Source organism: Chitinivibrionales bacterium (assembly GCA_035516255.1).
GTDB lineage: Bacteria > Fibrobacterota > Chitinivibrionia > Chitinivibrionales > FEN-1185 > FEN-1185.
The window spans coordinates 20,840-38,422 of the sequence record DATJAL010000020.1 but is presented as its reverse complement, the minus strand read 5'-3'; the positions used below and the strand labels follow the sequence as shown (position 1 = coordinate 38,422).

General features: G+C 59.6%; 9 protein-coding genes and 2 tRNA genes. All 11 read right to left on the bottom strand.

What is annotated here, in order from left to right:
• Positions 1 to 150: 150 nt before the first annotated feature.
• Positions 151 to 223: transfer RNA gene (locus VLX68_07045), tRNA-Phe, on the bottom strand.
• Positions 224 to 642: 419 nt separating this feature from the next.
• The gene (locus tag VLX68_07040) at positions 643 to 2,439 is read right to left on the bottom strand and encodes a PEGA domain-containing protein (GenBank protein ID HUI91984.1); all 1,797 of its coding nucleotides are present in this window, start codon (positions 2,437 to 2,439) and stop codon (positions 643 to 645) included.
• Between the two features lie 100 nt (positions 2,440 to 2,539).
• Positions 2,540 to 2,613: transfer RNA gene (locus VLX68_07035), tRNA-Arg, on the bottom strand.
• 497 nt (positions 2,614 to 3,110) lie between these two features.
• On the bottom strand, positions 3,111 to 4,058 hold the full coding sequence (locus VLX68_07030) for a Gfo/Idh/MocA family oxidoreductase (GenBank protein HUI91983.1): 948 nt from the start codon (positions 4,056 to 4,058) through the stop codon (positions 3,111 to 3,113).
• Positions 4,051 to 4,335, bottom strand: coding sequence for a hypothetical protein (locus VLX68_07025; GenBank protein HUI91982.1), 285 nt, complete (start codon positions 4,333 to 4,335; stop codon positions 4,051 to 4,053). The genes VLX68_07030 and VLX68_07025 overlap by 8 nt, the downstream gene beginning before the upstream one ends.
• Before the next feature lie 374 nt (positions 4,336 to 4,709).
• A complete protein-coding gene (locus VLX68_07020) occupies positions 4,710 to 6,308 on the bottom strand; it encodes an OmpA family protein (GenBank protein HUI91981.1) in 1,599 nt (532 codons plus the stop codon).
• 493 nt (positions 6,309 to 6,801) lie between these two features.
• Positions 6,802 to 7,554 carry a hypothetical protein gene (locus tag VLX68_07015; protein ID HUI91980.1) on the bottom strand — a complete coding sequence of 251 codons (753 nt, stop codon included), beginning with the start codon at positions 7,552 to 7,554 and terminating at the stop codon, positions 6,802 to 6,804.
• A gap of 31 nt (positions 7,555 to 7,585) precedes the next feature.
• Positions 7,586 to 7,861, bottom strand: a complete 276-nt coding sequence (locus tag VLX68_07010) for a helix-turn-helix domain-containing protein (protein ID HUI91979.1) — start codon at positions 7,859 to 7,861, stop codon at positions 7,586 to 7,588.
• 101 nt (positions 7,862 to 7,962) lie between these two features.
• Positions 7,963 to 10,029 (bottom strand): exodeoxyribonuclease V subunit alpha, encoded by a 2,067-nt coding sequence (recD, locus tag VLX68_07005; GenBank protein HUI91978.1) that lies wholly within the window; start codon positions 10,027 to 10,029, stop codon positions 7,963 to 7,965.
• Positions 10,030 to 10,225: 196 nt separating this feature from the next.
• Positions 10,226 to 13,840 (bottom strand): UvrD-helicase domain-containing protein, encoded by a 3,615-nt coding sequence (locus tag VLX68_07000; GenBank protein HUI91977.1) that lies wholly within the window; start codon positions 13,838 to 13,840, stop codon positions 10,226 to 10,228.
• Positions 13,825 to 17,367: an exodeoxyribonuclease V subunit gamma gene (locus VLX68_06995; GenBank protein HUI91976.1), complete on the bottom strand. Its 3,543-nt coding sequence runs from the start codon at positions 17,365 to 17,367 to the stop codon at positions 13,825 to 13,827. Before VLX68_06995 ends, VLX68_07000 begins: the two co-directional genes overlap by 16 nt.
• Positions 17,368 to 17,583: the final 216 nt, after the last annotated feature.

Genomic DNA, 17,583 nt, shown 5'->3' with positions numbered 1-17,583 from the left:
TTCCATTCCTCTCGGAGCAGTACAGGCGCTTATCGGCAGATTGTGGAGAACAGCGGCCTGAAAATCCAAGTTTGTTTACAAATCGTAAGCATTTTTAAGCACCAAAAGAAAAAGGACGCACAACTCGCGTTGTAAGTCCTTGATCTAAAATGGCGCCTCGCAGAATCGAACTGCGGACACAAGGATTTTCAGTCCTCTGCTCTACCGACTGAGCTAAAGCGCCACTACTGTTCTTTTTTGAAGATGAATAAAATATATAAGTCGCGGGATAAAGTAAAGAATCATACTTTGCGTTTGAATTTAGAAATTGGGCGTTCCCCCGATGCGCGGGGCCGGGCAGCACCGCGCTCCAGCAGGTCTATTTCCTTGGTCGGGACAAGCTCCAGTCCTGTCTAACGCTTGACATAGGTAAAATACCATTGTCGTTTTTCTTCGCCGGACTCCGGAGCGGGAAAATCAACCTTTCATGCTGGTTCGGGCGCAACATGGAAAAAAGGCGCATCGCGGGCATGTATTGAGCTCGGCGAAGCACTCAGAAAAGGCTTCCCCCTCCAGATTATCATTCCGCAAAAAATAAAAAAAACCGGAGCGCTTTAAAAAAGACGCTCCGGCTAATAAATTTCAATTTCTAACTTGACCTTATTACTTCACCGACACGAAGCGCGATGGGTTGTCGCCGGCCTTGAACGTCATGTCCTGCGTGACTTCTGCCGTTCCCTTGACAAACCGCATGCTGTGCGTGCCTGACAGCACATTGAGCTTGGTGATGTTCGTCTTGCCGATTAGTTTCCCGTCCATATACACGTCAGCGACGGGCGGCAACGACGAGATGAAAATTGTCGCTGGATCTCCGTTGCCCGATGACGCTGCGGGCGCGGGCGCCGGTTCGGCCGCGGGCGCGGGTTTGGGCGGAGGAGGCGGCGCTGCGGCTTCGGGCGCGGGCACAGTCTCGGGTGCGGGCGCAGGAGCCGGCTTAGCAGTTGGCGCGGCCTCTTCTTTTTCCAGCTTGAAGAATTCCTGCTTGGTGCCGCCGGTGAATTCGATGGTCTTGACCGCGTCCTTGTAGCCCGTTTTGGAAATCGTTAGGGTCACCTCGCCGATGATATTGGGATTTTTCCATATATACGGCGTGACACCTAGAACGTTTTCGTCGGCCTTTACGGTTGCGCCGGAAGGGGCTGACGAAATGGTCAGTTTCCCCTGGGCCGCGGCAGTGGTCGGGGCAATTGACGGTTCTTTGCGTGTGACCGCCTCCGGCTTTTTGCCAGGCTTGCCGGGCGCTGGTTTCTTGGACGGTTTTTCAGGAGTTTCCGCGACCGGCGCGGCCGGCTTGACCGGCTCAACAGCAGGGGGCGGCGTTGGTGCGGGTGCCGGCGTCGGCGTTGAGACGGTTGGTGCAGGCGCCGGCGCCGGCGGCTTTGCTGGCGTCGGCGCGACGAGCGGTGCCGGGTTCTCTTTTTGTCCCTTTATGTAAACGGTGTATCCGTAATATCCGCCCGCGGCCAAAAGCGCCACCAGGAGCAGCGTGATGATCACGGGCAGCGGGGAACGCTTTTTAGGAGCCATTTCGGCTTCGCCGGAATATTCGCCGTATTTTTCCTCAAGCGCAGGTTTGCGTTTTGCCGGAACGGGCTCCGGCTTCTCAATAGCCGCTTCGGGAGGAGGAACCGCCGGAACCCTGCGGGTGGGCGGCGGGGGCGGCGGCGTGAACTCGGCCTCTCTGCGCCGTGCCGCGGGCATGGGCTCCTGGACAGGCGCGAATTCCTGCTCGGGCCTCTTGAACGGCTGGGCTGCCGGCCGTGGAGGCACCACGGGCGGCGGCGTGAACGGTTCGGCATATTGCTGCGGCGCGGGCGGCCGCATGGGCGGCGGCCCGTAGGTGTCCTGGGTTGCCTCGGTTTCGAATGATTTATAAGCGGCCTCGAATTCCTCTTCTTTGAAGGGAGCGGGTTTCGCAAATTGCTGGGGCGGTTCCTGCGGTGCGGCATATTGCGGCGGCGCCTGGCGGAATCCCGGTGCGGGCTCGGCTTCGGCTGCCACGACGCCGGGCGACATTGCGGTGCTTATTTCAGAGCGAAAATCCTCGAACTCCGATTTCGGCTTGGCCGGCTGCTGCTGGTACGACTGCAGGTCGGCGACATTATACCGCGTGGTCTGGAGGATGATGTCCTCCGAGCTCTTGAGCAGTTCGGCTTCGGTGTCGAATATCTTCAAAATGTTCTGCAGCCCCGTGCGCTCGAGGATCTGACGCACCTCCGGGGTCGGGCCCATGATGGACAGACGGCCGCTCACGTCGAGAATGCGCCGGTTGAGGGCGAGGATCACGTTGATCGCGTCGGAGTAGATGTAGTCGAGCGGAGACAGGTCGATGGCGAAGTTCCGCTTCCCCTCGGCGATGAGCGAGTTGATCATGTTCTTGAGAAGCGTGGAATCGAACACCTCACCCTTTTCCGCAACGGGCTGGATGATTTCGAAAATACCGCTGGTTCTGGTTCGGAATTTGATAAGAACCCCCTTTGTAAATTAAGCAGCTGCGAAATACGCCAGGAGGGAGTCGAACCCACGACCTTCGGCTCCGGAGGCCGACGCTCTATCCAACTGAGCTACTGGCGCACAAGTTCTCTGATTAACGGACCTTAACCTATAAAATATAAATAATTTAGACTATAATATAGCAAATGTCTGTGATTGGTGCCATAGTTAGTAGATATAAAGAATAAGATAAAATGGGCGCCCCGCCGAAGCGGCGGCGGCCGCACCCCTTCGGGTACTTCCAAGGGTCGTCCTTCCGGTGTTGCCTTCGGCTCGGGCTGCCACGGCCCCTATATGCCTGACGGCGCGGGCCGGGCAGAACCGTGCTCCAGCGGGTCTATTTCCTCCCGTTGGTCGGGACCAAGCTCCAGTCCTGCCTGGCGCACGGGCAAAGGTTGTAACGCCGTGACTGTATTTTTCAGCCCCCTAGGGGTGTAATATTTGTTGCCCGGGGCAGCGCCCCGATGTCAAGGCAAGAAAGAATGACAATCTCCCCTCTCCCTGTGGGAGAGGGGGTGGGGTGAGGCTAAACAATCAATGTCGCTACAGATTTGACATCTAAGAATGATTTCACTTTGTCACTTTTTATCAAGCAACCCCATTATCGTATCAGTGACCTTTAATACCGCCAGCGCCTCTTCGCCCGTCACCCCTTTCTGCCCTTCCTTCCCGAGAATTTCATTGACAAACGCGGCAAGCTCGGCCTCGAGCGCGTCGACGTGCCTGGCCTTTTGCTTGTCAAAACCCACGGGCAGGGGCCTGCCCGGCGACGGGGCGGCGGTGAGGTAATAGTGTTCTATTTCCTCTTTGTCCAGGTCCACCGAGTAGTAGTTGTCCTTTTCGAACAGCCGCAGCTTGCGCATCCGCTTGGCGGAGATGCGGCTGGCCGTGCAGTTCACCACGCACCCGGAGGCGAACGGGATGCGCACGTTTGCGATGTCGATGCCGCTGCTCACCACGGGCACGCCCGTGGCCGCGATTGCGCCGTAGACGGGCTCCTCGCGCAGCAGCCGCAGCACGAGCTGCAAATCGTGCACCATGAGGTCGAGGATCACCGATACGTCGGTGCCGCGCGGCGAATACTGGGCAAGCCGGTGCACCTCGATGAAACGCGGCGCGGGTGTGTGCGACTGGAGCTGCACAAACGCCGTGTTGAACGCTTCGGAGTGGCCCACGTGAAGCGCCACGTTTTTTTCCTTGGCGAGCTGCACCAAGGCCGCGCCTTCATCGTACGAAGGCGCCAGCGGCTTTTCCACGAGCACGTGTTTTTTCGCTTCCATGCACCGTTGCGCAATTTCACCATGGCGCGACGACGGCGCGGCGATGATGCAGGCGTCCGCGGCCGCAACCAGGTCCACCTCGCTGTTCCACGCGGTGACGCCCAGTTTTTTCGCGACCTCGACCCTGCACTCGGCCGATACGTCGAAAAAACCGGCAAAGGCGACGTCCCTGTTTTTAAGGCATTTCTGTATGTGGTATGAGCCGAGAACGCCGGCGCCGATCACTGCCACCCGCACTTTATCCATCCGTTGCTCCTTGGTCTCCCCAATCTCCCTCGCCCAGCAGTATCCGCACCCGCGGCGGCACGTGCGAAAGCGCGGGGTCCATTTTTCTTATCGCGTCAAGACACAGCTCTTTTTCACGGCCCAGGGTCACCGCGTCATGTAAAAATAGTATATACCGGTCCTCGATTCTCGCCAAGCCTCCCTCGGAGTCGAACACGCCGCACCGCACCTCAACTCCCAGTTTGTCAAGCGTGTTGAGGAGGAGCGCGATATCTGGGTCGGGTTTCTTTTGTTTCATTAAAATATTTGACAAGCAAATAAATGGGTGAGATACCGAAATACGCCGTTTGCGTACTCTCTAACCAGTTAACAAAATTCACCGCAGAGACACAGAGAGCGCAGAGAAGACAAAAAGATAGTTTGTAAGAATATCGAGAGTCATCAAATGGGCTATAATTTTCGTCTTCTTCCACCATGTAAGGTCTGGACCGCAGCAAACGGATCGCCAGCCACTACTATTGTTCGTAAACCATGGGTGTATCGGCGCCAAAGAGGGGGTGTGGGTGCGGATCGCCGCCGCCTTGCCGATTTCTCTCTTTGACAAGGAGGCGGCGGAAGCTGCACCCCAGGGGGAGCCTTCCCCCACCGGAATATTTAACAAATGCAAAACCTTTACGGATTATACTCCTTCAGCACGTCCTTGTTCAGCACCTTGAGCTCCACCCTGCGGTTCATCTGCCTGCCGTCGGCCGTGGAGTTTTCGGCCTTGGGCACGCTCGAACCGTAGCCCATGGCGCTCAGGCGGCCCGCAAGGTCCGGCGCAACCGAAATCAGGTACATGCGCACCGACTCGGCGCGGGCCTGGCTCAGCCGCATGTTGGACGACGGGCTGCCCACGTTGTCGGTATGACCGCCCACCTCGAGCACGAGCTTGGGATATTTGGAAAGCATTTTTCCGATGATGTTAAGGTACGGCTTGGAGTTGATGTTGATGTCGGTCTTGCCGGACGCGAAATAGACCGCGTCGAGCAGGAGGAGGCCCGTTGACAAGAGCTGTTTCTCGGCGTCGGTGCGCTTCGACCGTTCCTCCTCGACCTGGCGCTTCGATTCGGCGAGCGCGACGGAGTCGGCGCGCGCCTTTTGCGCGAGCGAGTCCGCAACATGCGCGAGCGAGTCGGCACGGTGACGCTCGGCCTGGGTCTTCTTGTCGGCGGCCGCCATTGCCTTTGTTTTTTCCTCGGCCTCCTTTTTCTGCAGGCGCGCCATGCTGTCGGCCTCGGCCTTGAGCCGTTCTTTTTCAAGCGCGTCCTGTTTTTCCTTTTCCTTTGCGGCAGCTTTCTGGCGCGCAAGCAGGTCGAATGAAAAGGCGATCGAGCCGAAAACCCGGTACGACTCGAGCGCCTTGAGCGCCGTCGTGCCGGACGTGCCGGAGGTATCGCGTTCCTTTGACAATGCAATGTCGCCGCCGATGAGAACGTTGAAATAATATGGCGTCCTGAAGGTGATGGTGGGCGTTATCCACAGCGGATCGGTGAGAATGGCAATGTGGTCGGTGAACGTTCGCGAGTTTGCTTCAAGGCCGAGCACGAGCACCGGATGCGCGTTCACCTGGATCCCCGCGGCCAGCGTCATCATCAGGCCCTTGCCCGACTGCAGCGAGGTCACCAAACCCTCGTTGAAATGCATCTTGAAGGCGTACTTTTCATTGCCAAGAATTATACTTTGTAAAAGCTTTCCCGCAAAATCGTATCCCTGGCGCGTCTCGAAATAATTGTATCCGTCGGCGCGGTTGCCGTTGATCTGGTTCGCGGCCGTGCCCCCGTAGATAAGCACCTGCCCGCCGAGCCGTACCGGCAGCGTGTCGGCAAAGGGAAGCGTTCCCTGTATTCCGGCCATGACCGTGCCGAGCCCCACCGAGTTTGTCGAATCGTAATTCTGCATTTCGTACGTGTACAAGGAGGCGAACACGTCAATGAACGGGTTGACGCCGAAAGAAAACGCTACATTGTCGGTGTACACATTGGCGCCCTTGTTGGGCGAGAGCGGAAAAGAGTCGTTCACTTGGTACCAGGAGCCGAACAAGGAAAAGCTCAGCCGTCCCGCGCCCATCGCCTCGCCCGAACTTACCTGGCTCATGCCCCGCGTCGCGGTAAGGGTCGTTGTCGGCAGCGGATTGTCAAACGCGCCGAACGCAGACTGACTGGCAAGCATCGCTGCTATTGAAGAAACCATGAGCATCCATCGGGTAAGTAGCCTTTGGCCAGCTTTCATGCATCCCTCCTGGAGGTAGAATAGATTTGTTACCGTTTTTGGACGTCTTGTAAACCTTTACAGGAAAAAATATAGGTATTACGGGGCGGGGAAAGCAAATGGGAGGAATATAATAGTAGTTGATTTTTATTCTTTACATGTAGATATTTGAATCCGGGCGTTCCCCCGCTTCGCGGGGTCGGTCTCCCTTCGGGCTCGGCCATTCGGCCTCGTTGCCGGACCGCCCGATGCCGCGTGCCGGCGGGGGTCGGCCGGCAACGCGCTCTTGCGCGCCCTCCGGTCCACCTAACGCCGGAAAAAAGCAATACTCCCGATTTTGCTTTTTTCTTCTTAATCAAAGAAACATGGCAGACAATCTGGTCGCTTGCTTATATTGGAAAGTCCATTAAATTGATTTGAGAGAAAAGAAAATAAAAGTGGGTTGAAGCGCAGAGCCACCATGCCTGTCTTCAATCCACATTCAATAATCGTTAATCCTTCAAACGTAAATTTACTACTTGGTAATATCCTTTAAGTAAATCTCCCGGGCACTAAGATCGCTCAAATTTGCGGCGCTGCCGAACGAGGTTGTCACCTCCTGGGCCAACACCTCGATCTCGTACGACTTGCCGGAGGTCATTCCGCCCTGCGGAATGGATACCGGCGAGTTCAGATCCTCGGTTACCGTCATGCCGCCGGACCCGTCGGTGCTGCTGGCAACAAAGGGCGAAGTAATCGGCATGTTATTAGCGTCGAGCGCAAAAACGGTAAGCTCGTCGAAATTTCCTTCTGTCAACCAGCTCGCGCTGGAACCGTCGTCCGCCACCGTCACGCCGCCGGGCATGGTCGCCGATTCGGTATACGTCGTGCCGCCCGACGTGACCGTGACCGTGACCTGGTCGCCGTTTTTCACCGCGGACGCGGGAACCTTATGCGTGGCACTGGTGGTGGTGAAACGGATTCCGTAGGGATCCCAGGACAGCGGATAGGAAGCACCGTTCAGCACGAGACTGACCACCGCCGCGGTGTCTTGCACGTTTGTTCCCGTATATACGTTCACGGTAGCCGTCACGGTCGTTTCGACCGGAATCCCAATTGACTGAAGCAATTTGGTCTGCACGACGGACCAGTCAACGGTGGCGTGGATGGTCGGGGCGCCGCCGACCGGATTTCCGCCCGGTGATGTGGGAGAAGAAGAAGAACTGCCGCATCCGGAAAACAAAGCGGCGGCGACCGCCGCGCCGAACAGCACGCAAAGGATCCTCATGATTCGCTCCTTTTTAAAATGGTTGCGGTTGTTATTTTTTTCTTTTCTTGCCCGAAATGAGCCGGTAGGTCTGAGACACCGACATGCCGAATTTTGCGGCGATTTCCGTCCCGGACCTTCCCGCCTTGTAAAGCGCGACCATCTTCTTGTTCCGGTCGGGGTTGCGCGCCCACCGGGAATCGATCCCGTATTTCTTCCGCCACTGCTCAACGGCCTGCCGCGTGATGCCGAGTTTCTTCCCGATCGCCTCGTCGGTCCCGTACTTCTTCTGCAGATGGATCACTTCGACCTTGCTGAGTTTGGCCATATGGTTACCTCCCTGGCTTAAAAAGGTTGCTTGTTGGAGTACTCAATATACAAGAAGCGTTGCAATGAGGAAATAGCTTAACACATTTTGGCCCCGCAATGTTACACCTTGATGCCGGTGTTCCTTGACACGGCCCTCCCCAAACCGTGCTCGACCACCCGGCGCTCGCCGATCACCGCCGCGAATTCTTTCGCGCGCGTGATGGCGGTGTACAGGATTTCCCGCGTGCAAAGGGGATTTTCCGCCGCGGGCAGCACCAGCAGCACGCGGCGGTATTCGGAACCCTGGCTCTTGTGCACCGTCATGGCAAAGCAGGGTTCCCATCGCGGCAGCGCGCCCGCGGGATGCGCCACGCATTTTCCACCCGTGCGGAAAAGCCCGAAAAAGCCGTTGCCGCGGCCGCGCAACAGAACGCCGCAATCCCCATTGTAAAGTTCCAGGTCCGGCGCGTTTCGCGTGACGATGAGCGGCATGCCGTGAAAAAACTCCGGAGTTCCCTTTTTGTCAAAAATTCTGAAGAGTTTTTTACAGCATTTTTCGTTAATCCCCGCCGCGCCCCGGTCGCCCTCGCGCACCACGGTGAGGATTCTCGAGGTCTCCAGTGCGTCGAGCAGTAGCGGTGCGCGCTCCCCCGGCCGTTCTTCTGCGTCAAGCACCTCCCGTCTGACCAGCGTCTGGTATTCCGCACCGAAATGATGCATGAGCCATCCTTCGAGTTTCGGAAACACCTTTTCGTCCGGACCGCACTCGAGCCACACTCGGCGGCCCTCGGCGGGAACCGCGCTCAGCACCTCGCCCCAAGTATGTTGCGCCATGGCAAGGGGCCGGCCCAGCGCCGCCATCGGGTGTTCGTTACTGTTGATTGCCCTTGCCAGATCCTGGACCGCCCGGCCGCTGCGGTGTGAACGTGTCAGGATGACGGCGCGGTCGCGGAGGGCGCTTTCATCGGTGCCGCAGGCGTCCGGCAGGTCGCCGCATTCCTCCGCGCTCAATACTTTCGCGACTTCCTTCACCGTTCTTTCCGAAAGAGAATCCCCCTTTTTCCGGTCGAACCGCGCGGTGAGGTCGCCGAGCACCGCGCCCGCCTCCACCGGCGGCAGCTGGAACCGGTCGCCCAGCAGGATGAGCACGCACGCCTCGGGCAGCGCCGAAAGCAGGCGGCCGAACAGCTCGATGTCGAGCATCGACACTTCATCCACCACCACGACCGCGGCGTCGATGGGGTTTTCCGGGCCGCGCGCGAACGAGGCGGAGGACGGGATGTAACCGAGCAGCCGGTGCACCGTTGTTCCGCGCAAAGCGGCCAGCGCTTCGTCGCGGCCGCGCACGGCCCCGTCACCGACGTTTTGTTGCGTTCCGAGAATCGTTGCCAGCCCTGCCGCCATCGACTCCTGCAGCCGCGCCGCGGCGCGTCCCGTGGGCGCAGCCAGGCGGATGTCCTCGGCCGAAAGCCAGGGAAGCGCGGCCATGAACAGCCGTACGATCTGCAGCACCACGAAGGTTTTTCCCGTTCCGGGACCGCCGGAGACCAGAAGCGTCTTGTTGCGCAAAGCAAGCAGAAGCGCCGCGGCCTGCCTCGCGTCGGGACGCATGGCCGCGGGAGTGTTGGCGAGCAGGTTTTTCACCAGTGCGGCGCCGTCCGTCGCGGCAAACGGAAAATCGCCGAGCCTATTCGCCAGCGCGTCATTGATGCCTCTCACCGCCTGAAAATACCGTTCAAAATAGAGGCGTTTTTTTCCGGAGTCATAAATGATGGGACAACCGGGATCTTCCGGGCTTGAAACGACGGCGCCAAATGCGTCGCGGTCAAGATAGTCGGAGAAACGCGCGATGCGTTCGCGCAAAAATTCCTTTACCGAAAACGCATCCACGGTTTCTGCCGGCCGATCCCCATGATCCTTTCTAAACGGGACGCCGCCTTGCCAGTTTTCCGGCATATCGAGCCAGCCGCTTGCCGCGGCCAGAAATTCCGTTTGGTCAAGCGGCAGGTACGTGTCCCCCTTGTTCAACGACGCGCAGAGCAGCCGCGCGCCCGTTTCAAACGCGGCGCGCGCATCGTTGCCGCAGGACGGAGGGAGCGCCGCGGAAAGAATCTTGACAATATGCCAATCAAGCGGCTGGCTCAGGTAGCGCTCGGATGCGAGACGTTCCCAGGTTACAAGGTCCACGATGAGCTACTTTCCCTATAAAAAATTAGCAGGGCGTTCCCCCGCTTCGCGGGGTCGGCCCCGGGGCAGGAGGAACCGCCGCGCGGGCTGTCCGGACCCGCTAATCTTTTCGCTCTAATGCCGGGTGAGTTCACGAGCGGCCCGACCGCCGAGGGACCAGGCGGCGCTGATGGCGAGGCGCGGGTTGCGTGATCAATCATGTATTTCCTTTTGTCATGATCTTTTCCTGGAAAGCCTGTAAAAAGCAACTCTTCAATCCCTCTTCCCATTTGCCAAGAACCTCTCCATCCACCGGTACCGTTACCGCCGCGGGCCCGCGTAAAAAAACGTAACAAATACCTTTCAGCGCGTATCCCTGGGCCCCGAACCGCCCCGCAAGCCACCGCTGAAACGCCGCCGTATACAGCGCCGCTTGAACGGTGTAGCCGCGTTTTTCCATGGCATCACCAAGCGATTTCTTGTCGTACGCGTCGAGCGTGTCGGATTTCCAGTCGAGAAGATAGAGGTCCTTTCCTTTGCGGAATATGACGTCGATGAAACCGATGATACTGTCGGAGGTGCCGGCGCCGGCTGCCGGTTCCGCGATACGGCCGCTTCGGCGGCCCACCGCCGCGGAAAAATACGATTCCGAAAGAATGTCTCCCGGCGCGATTTCCGCAGGGCTTACGGTCATGCCGTTGACAAGAGGTAACTTCAGCGAAAGCGCCGCGGTCAGCAGGCCGGCAACTTGCCGGCATGTCTCCGCACGCCGTTCCACGCTTCCGGCGAGCAGGCCGTATGCGCCGAACCTGTTTTCTATTTTCTTGTTCAGCACGCTGTTTCCGGTTTTGACCGAAGTAAAATCGAGGCCTTCCAGCACCTCATGCAGCGCGGTGCCTGTTTTTTTGCCGGAAAGCGTTGAGGGCTGCGGGTCCTTCTCCGGCGATCCGCCGAACAAAACCGCGGCAGGATCAAACCGCAGCTGCTCCGGCAGGTTCGCGGCAATTTCATCCGCGTTGTCGTGCGCCTCGTCCCGCCACTCAGGACCGCTGTCGCGGCCGCCGTGCACCAGCGAGGTGTAGGAATGCAGCAGCTGCCTTCGGCCGCTTATGCCGCACCGGGCGGCATAAGCGCCGATTTTCCTTGCCGCGCTTTCCACGGGAGTGCTGTCCGCGCTTGTAAAGGCGCCGGCGCGCGGCCGTTGGTAGCCTGTCTGCCGCTTCCGCCCCGGCTCCGCCGTCGAGACGGCCGACAAATCCCGGTAAAACAGTTTTTCGTTTTCCGCGCTTGCGTCAAGCAGGTTTTTCTCGTAGTGCGGCAGCTTATCATAAAGCAAGGCGCCTGTTTTCCTGTCCTTTTTCGGTTCCTCCCACGACGGCAGGACCATTTTGTACCGCGCGCGCGTGAGGCCGACGTACAGCAGGCGCCGGCGCTCGCCGTCTTCCTCCCGCGCCATCGCGGCCTTATGGCTTTTGTCAAGCGACACCAGTATTTTTCCGCGCCGCATTCCGTTTTCGGCGCGCACCACGTAGGGCGCGTCGGGCGATCTGGCCCTGCCCGCTCCTGCCAGAACGAACACGACGTCAAACTGCAGGCCCTTGCTCGAGTGGATGGTGGTCGCGGCGACCGCGTCCTCCTCGGTCTCGCGGCGAAAGCGGTCCTCCTCCTCGGGCGGCGGCCGCGTGCCCGCGTAATACGCCCGCAGGAGCTTTGCCACGTCGCGGGGCGGCATGCGGTCGGCGATGAGACGGGCCGCGACCCATTCGCCGATCTGCCGGTACGCGGCGATCACGCGCTTGCCGCCGGCGCGCCGGGCCGCGCGGCACAGAAGCGCGGTGCCGGAAAAAACCGCGGCCATGAGAGCGGGCCATTGCCCGCGCCCCGCGAGCGTCCGCCACCACGCGGCAACGGTTCCGAATTGCGCGACCGCCCTTCCCGCGACAACCTCGGAAGGGTCCTGTCCGAAAAAATCGGTGAGCAGGAGCCTTTTTAAATTCTGCGGCGCGCCTTCGGCCAGGTATTCGAGCAGGCACGCCCAGTTGAGCGCCTCCAGCGAGGCGAAGAGCCCGGCCTCCTTGTATTGCGAATAGGGAATCCCGGCCTCGCGCAGCAGCGGCAGCAGCGGGCCGGCATAGGTCCTTGTCTCGTACAAAAGCGCCATTGACCGGTACGGGAGCCCCTGCTGGTGCCATTCGATGATTTTCGACACAATGTATCGCGCGTACGACATGCGCTGCGATCCGATACGCGGACACCCGCGCGTGCCGGTCATCAGGTCCGGAAGACCGTACAGGGGCCTGACAACGACGGGGCCGGACGGCTTCAAGGTTCCGATCATCGCCGTTAGGTCAGGTTCATCCTTCTTTCCCGCGTCCGCATGGTTTGCGGAGGATTTCTTTTCATCCGCCGGCCCGGTCGGCGAAAAACCGATCCCCGCAACGGCGAACCAGTCATTCTTTGAAAAATAGCAGTTGCATGCGTCAATAAGACCTTTTGTGGACCGGTGATTGACATCGAGCGAATAAATCTTCGCCAGGCCCTTGTTGCATTGTTCCTCGTAATAGCCGCGCGCCTCGAGGTAGGTGTACACGTCCGCGTCCTGCACACGGAAAATCGACTGCTTGGGGTCGCCCACCACGAACAGCCTTTTCTCCCCGCCCTCCATGAAGACGCTGCGGAAAATGTTCCACTGGAGCGCGTTGGTGTCCTGGAACTCGTCGATGATGGCGTAGCGGTACTGGCGCCACAGTCGGTCACGCAGCGCGCCTGTCCCGCGGGAAAGCGCGGCCTCGACGCTGCGGATCATGTCGTTGTAGCTGGTCAGGCCCTTGCCGATGCGGTGACGGTCGAGCCGGTGCCTGAGGCTCAGGCCGAGCGAGGCAACGAGGCTGTTGCTTCGAGAGGAAATTTCCGCGCACAGCCCGGTTTTCTCCCTGACGAACGCCGTCCATCGCCCGAAGAAGGCAGCGACCTCGGGCACGCGCATGTCCGGCGCCGTGAACCCGAACCATTGTCCGGCGGTTTCCTTTGTTTCTTCCCTTTCCGCAACCGGCTCCTCGACTCCCGTTTCCGAGCAGGAGAACCCGTTCAGCCACGCCGTGATGGCGTCGTACTTTCCGTCCTTTAAGGGAGCGGGCCGCAACAGCGGCTTGACCCTTTTATATTCTTCAAGCAGCAGGGCCGCCGCTTTCCGGAGCCTGCCCGTGGCGCCGTCGACCCGTTCGTCGAACGCTTTTTCCGAAGCGCAGAAGGCATCGAGGCTTTCACACGGTTCCGGCGCCAGTTCCACTTGTCCGGGCGCATACCGCTGCGCCACGGCAACGACGGCGGCCCGGAATTTCTCAATGCCCGCCTCGCCTATCTCTTTTGTCAATGCACCCTCAAGGCGCCCGTCCCACTCGGGCCACACGCCGCGCATCTCCTCGGCAACAAGGGCGTTGGCGAGCGACTGCTCGTCGACGATCTCGCCGCCCCGGGCAAGACCGGTTTCAAGCGGCCAGCGCGAAAGAACGCGGTTGCAGAACCCGTGGATGGTGAAAATGTTCGCCCGGTCGAACGCGAGCAGTTCGCCGCTGAGCCACGCCATCTGTTTGGCCGAAATGTAAAAACCGTCGACGCCCCTGCCCGCGCAGGCCTGCCCGAGCAGGGCTCGCATGCGGCTGCGCAACTCCATGGCGGCCGCCTCGGTAAAGGTGACCACCAGGATGTTTTCGAGCAGCACGTTCTTTTCGGCAAGCAGCCGCAGCACGAGCCGCTCGATGGTGTAGGTCTTGCCCGTGCCCGCCGACGCCTCGACGAGGCCGTGTTTGTCAAGGTCTATGTCGCGGAACACGCGGCCTCCCCTTCTCTGTCGGCGGGTTCTTGCGGATAGCATGCATATAGGAGGGGGCCGTACCGCGCGGCCGCCGCCTCGCGCGCATCATTGATCACCGGCGGCCCGAGCAGGTCGACAAACTCCGAATGGTGGCGGTACCGCGGATGTTGCGCGCCGGCGTCATCTTCGAGCCATTCCTCGATATCGGCTTTCTCAATTTCCTCGGCGGCCGCCAGCCTTTTCTGAACAAACGTCTCAACCGCCTGCAGCGGGAGATGCTCAACCGACGTCTCATCAAGAAACGCCGCAAGCGCCGTCTGGAAATAGGCGGCCGCTTCTTTTTGTCTTATGTCAATCCCGATCTTTTCTGATTTTTCGCCGTCCGTCAGATGAATGACGCAGCCGAAATCAAGCCTCCGCGCGACGGCTGTCGCCTGCGCCGAAAGCCAGGGAAGCAGGCAGTATTTGACGATTCTGTCGTTGCTCATGCGAGGATAAACCGGAACAAAAAGATGGAGCTTCCTTTTATCCCCTTCCCAAAAGCAAACCTGCGGCCCGCCTTCGAGGACCACTGCCCGCCCTTTGACAGGAACATGGTCAAACACCAGTCCCTGGCGGGCGGGCGCGCCCGCTGCCGCCCCGCGTTCGAGGCGCAGCCTTTCCACAAAAGCGATGCCGGCAACGGCGCCGATTTCGTCCCACAATGCCCGTAAATATCCCTTGACATTATCAAAAAGGTCCTTTTTGTCAACGTTGCCCAGGAACCCGTCGGGCGTGCGGGACTCGAGCCGCAGGAGACGGTAGGCATCATCGAAATGGCCGCGCCACCGTTCTTCCTTTTTGTCATCAGGCATTTTGCACCGCGCGGCCACGCCGTCGCCGTCGCAGCCCTCGAATCCGTCAAGCGCGCCGTCCCACATTTTTCGCACAAGGCCGAGACGGTCGAGAAACGCGGTCTCGAACGGCTCCTCGTCAAGAAGCGCCTCCGCGGTCTCCTCCGGATCGTCTTTGCCGAGCGCGCTTTCGATACGGTGGGTGAACGGGTCTTCAAGCCAGCGCCTGAGCGCGGACAGTTTGACGCGGCGGCGTTCGCCGGCCGGCTCGGGCGAAAACGCCTGTTGCGCCGGCGGCTCCGCGTCTGGGGCGTTATCATGATTTTTCCGCATCTCATCGGCCAGAGCGGTAACCAGGCCGTCCATGACGGGAAAGGGATTTTTCGCCACTTTCCCGTTCGCCGGAACATCGCCTTCCTCGGCGCACAACGGCGTTTCGGTGCGGAATCGCTTTATGTCAAGCCCTGCCGCGGTAAGAAGCTCCAGTACGGTCGATGACGGCGGCATTTCCTCGCCGCTGCCCGCGTCCAGCGACGGGTAGAACACCGCCAGACGCTCCCCGACGCTTGCCACGGCCTCGAGAAAGGCGTGGCGGTTGCGCTCGATGGGGTCCGTATCGTCAACTGCTTTTTTCAACGGCCGCAGGTCAAGCGGCCGCGGCGCGTTCTCGCCCGGGAAATCGAGCGCGCCGAAATTTACAAGCGCCATTAGCCTGAACGGAAAAACGTTGCCGGCCGCAAGCGTGCGGAACACGAGCACGCCGGGTGAACCGGCGCGGCCCGCGGTCCGCCTGGGTAAAATCGACGCGGCCCACCCCAGAAAAAGCCGGACGCCGCTGGGCATATCCGCGGCCGGAAGCGACCGGTCATTGGCATCGGCGATTGAAAGCGCCTCGAGAAACTCGCTTTGCACCGCGCTCTCGCCGCTGTCTTCAGGTTCCAGCCATCGGCCGAGGTTTTCGGCCAGCAGCCCCGCGGCCGCTTTCCAGCCGCCGTCGCCGGAGAGCCGTTCACAAAGCGCCGCCCTGTCGGCCCACAATCCCTCGAGGGCGCTGACAAACCGGAACAGGCCGGCGTCGTCGCCGGCGGCGATGTCGCGGTACGGGAGAAAATCCGCGCTGCCCATGCGCACCGGATTTGCCGCAATGCGGCCGAGAAGCAGCCGGTTTATGCCCTGGCTCCACGTGTGGAAGGAACTGTCGCATCCGTCAACTTCATGGCGGTGCGCGGCGTCGAACCCGCGGAAAATGTTCAGCGCCGTGATCCATCCGGTCCATGCCTCAAGGTCCGCCGCCGCGGTCCCGGTTTTTTCCATCACGAGCGGGTTTGACAGAAAATCGAGCACCTGAGGCCTGGCGAACGCGCCGTCCATGAGCGCCAGATAGGCGCGCACCGCGCCGGCGTACGCGCTCGCGTCCGGGCGCCCGCCTTCAAAGGCCCAGGGAATATGCAACGGATGGTTCTGCGGATACGCGCCGAACACAAGTTCGATTTCAACGGCGCAGGCGGCGGCGTCAGGCAGGTAAACGCCGATATCGCCAAGCATCAGCTTTTGGGATGCTGCGACGTCGTTGCGTAGAACGTTCACGATCCAGTCGCGGAGAACCTCGAGCTGCCGCAGCCTTCCCTTGCAGGCGAACACCTCGAGCGAGCCGTCGGATTCTTGTTTGCCAACACCGGCCGCAACCGGTTTTCCGGGCATCCGCAGCAGGAGATCACGCTGGATCTGTTTGAGAATGCTTCCATTTTCCCCTTCCGCAAGCGCCGGTTTTTCCAGGTATTCCGTGTTCGCGTAATCGGCGGCGCGCTCGCTCCAGATTTTTATCACGCGCTTGCCGAAATCGCCCCAGGAACGCAGCAGCGGGTTTTCGTCCGGATCGTTTTCCGGGACATAGTCCTTGAGCTTCTTAAGCGACCATTTTCTCTCGCGGCGCAGGTCGCGCACGGTCCGCACGTCTTCCCAGAACGCGGCGCAGGGATTGAGGATGAAGGCATGTATGTCGCGGGTTTCGGCTTGACGGGTGAGAAACTCATGATACGCCATTCCAAGCCCCGAGACGTTGAAAAGATATACCGGCCCATTTTCATCTGTTGACTTGGCCGACGGCCGACGCCGCAATTCCTTGAGCTCGTGCGCGACGGCCCAGATTTCCCCGTTGTCCAGCAATTTCTTATATAGTTCCCTTTGGAATTTCTCACCTTCTTTTTCCCACGGCGGCTTTCCCTCGGAAAAAAAGTCTTCGCCCGCCGCCCAAGCGTCCGGCAGCCCGGTCCTCGAAGAAAAATATTCCAGAAAAAGCCGGCTGATGCCCGAGGAAAGCTGGAGCAGGCGCTCCGGAATGGGCGCGTCCGCCTCCACACCGGGCGGTCCGTACAGCCAGGGATATTGCGCTTTTGTCAACCCCTGCAAAAGCCGAAGGACCGACAACTGCAGCACCTCGGCCGATGTCATGCTCCTCTCTTCCTTTATGCTTGATTTTTTCCTGCACCGGCCGATCTGTTCCTGAATGAACCCGTCGAGAAAGCGATGCGTCCACACCGCATCGGTGCCGCAGATCCTGCGCATGCTCTGCCTGAGCCAGTGCGCGACCTGCGCCGAAGGCACGATGACCACCGGCGGGTCAAACGGGTCTTTCCAATCCTGTGCAAGCCTGGCCGCAAACTGTTCGGCGAGCAGGTCGAGGCTGTTGGAGAAGAAGACGGAAAGCGGCATGAGCGGCTTCCTTGGGGATTGAGATTAAACCGTCATTGCTTAATATATGATTATGCCGAAATATTATCCAGACCTTGGAACAATAAGTACCGCCCATCGTACATAAGGCGACAGCGGATAAGGTTTCTTCCTATTTATCTCAATCCGGCGCAAATAATTGGATTCCTTTTTTCTCCTGGTACGTATTATTTTTTGCACGGATACAATCAATCTGCA

Bases quoted from the DNA above. Each gene is read 5' to 3' on its own strand.
- VLX68_07030 (HUI91983.1), bottom strand. From the start codon at position 4,058: ATGGATAAAGTGCGGGTGGCAGTGATCGGCGCCGGCGTTCTCGGCTCA.
- VLX68_07025 (HUI91982.1), bottom strand. From the start codon at position 4,335: ATGAAACAAAAGAAACCCGACCCAGATATCGCGCTCCTCCTCAACACG.
- VLX68_07020 (HUI91981.1), bottom strand. From the start codon at position 6,308: ATGAAAGCTGGCCAAAGGCTACTTACCCGATGGATGCTCATGGTTTCT.
- VLX68_07015 (HUI91980.1), bottom strand. From the start codon at position 7,554: ATGAGGATCCTTTGCGTGCTGTTCGGCGCGGCGGTCGCCGCCGCTTTG.
- VLX68_07010 (HUI91979.1), bottom strand. From the start codon at position 7,861: ATGGCCAAACTCAGCAAGGTCGAAGTGATCCATCTGCAGAAGAAGTAC.
- VLX68_06995 (HUI91976.1), bottom strand. From the start codon at position 17,367: ATGCCGCTTTCCGTCTTCTTCTCCAACAGCCTCGACCTGCTCGCCGAA.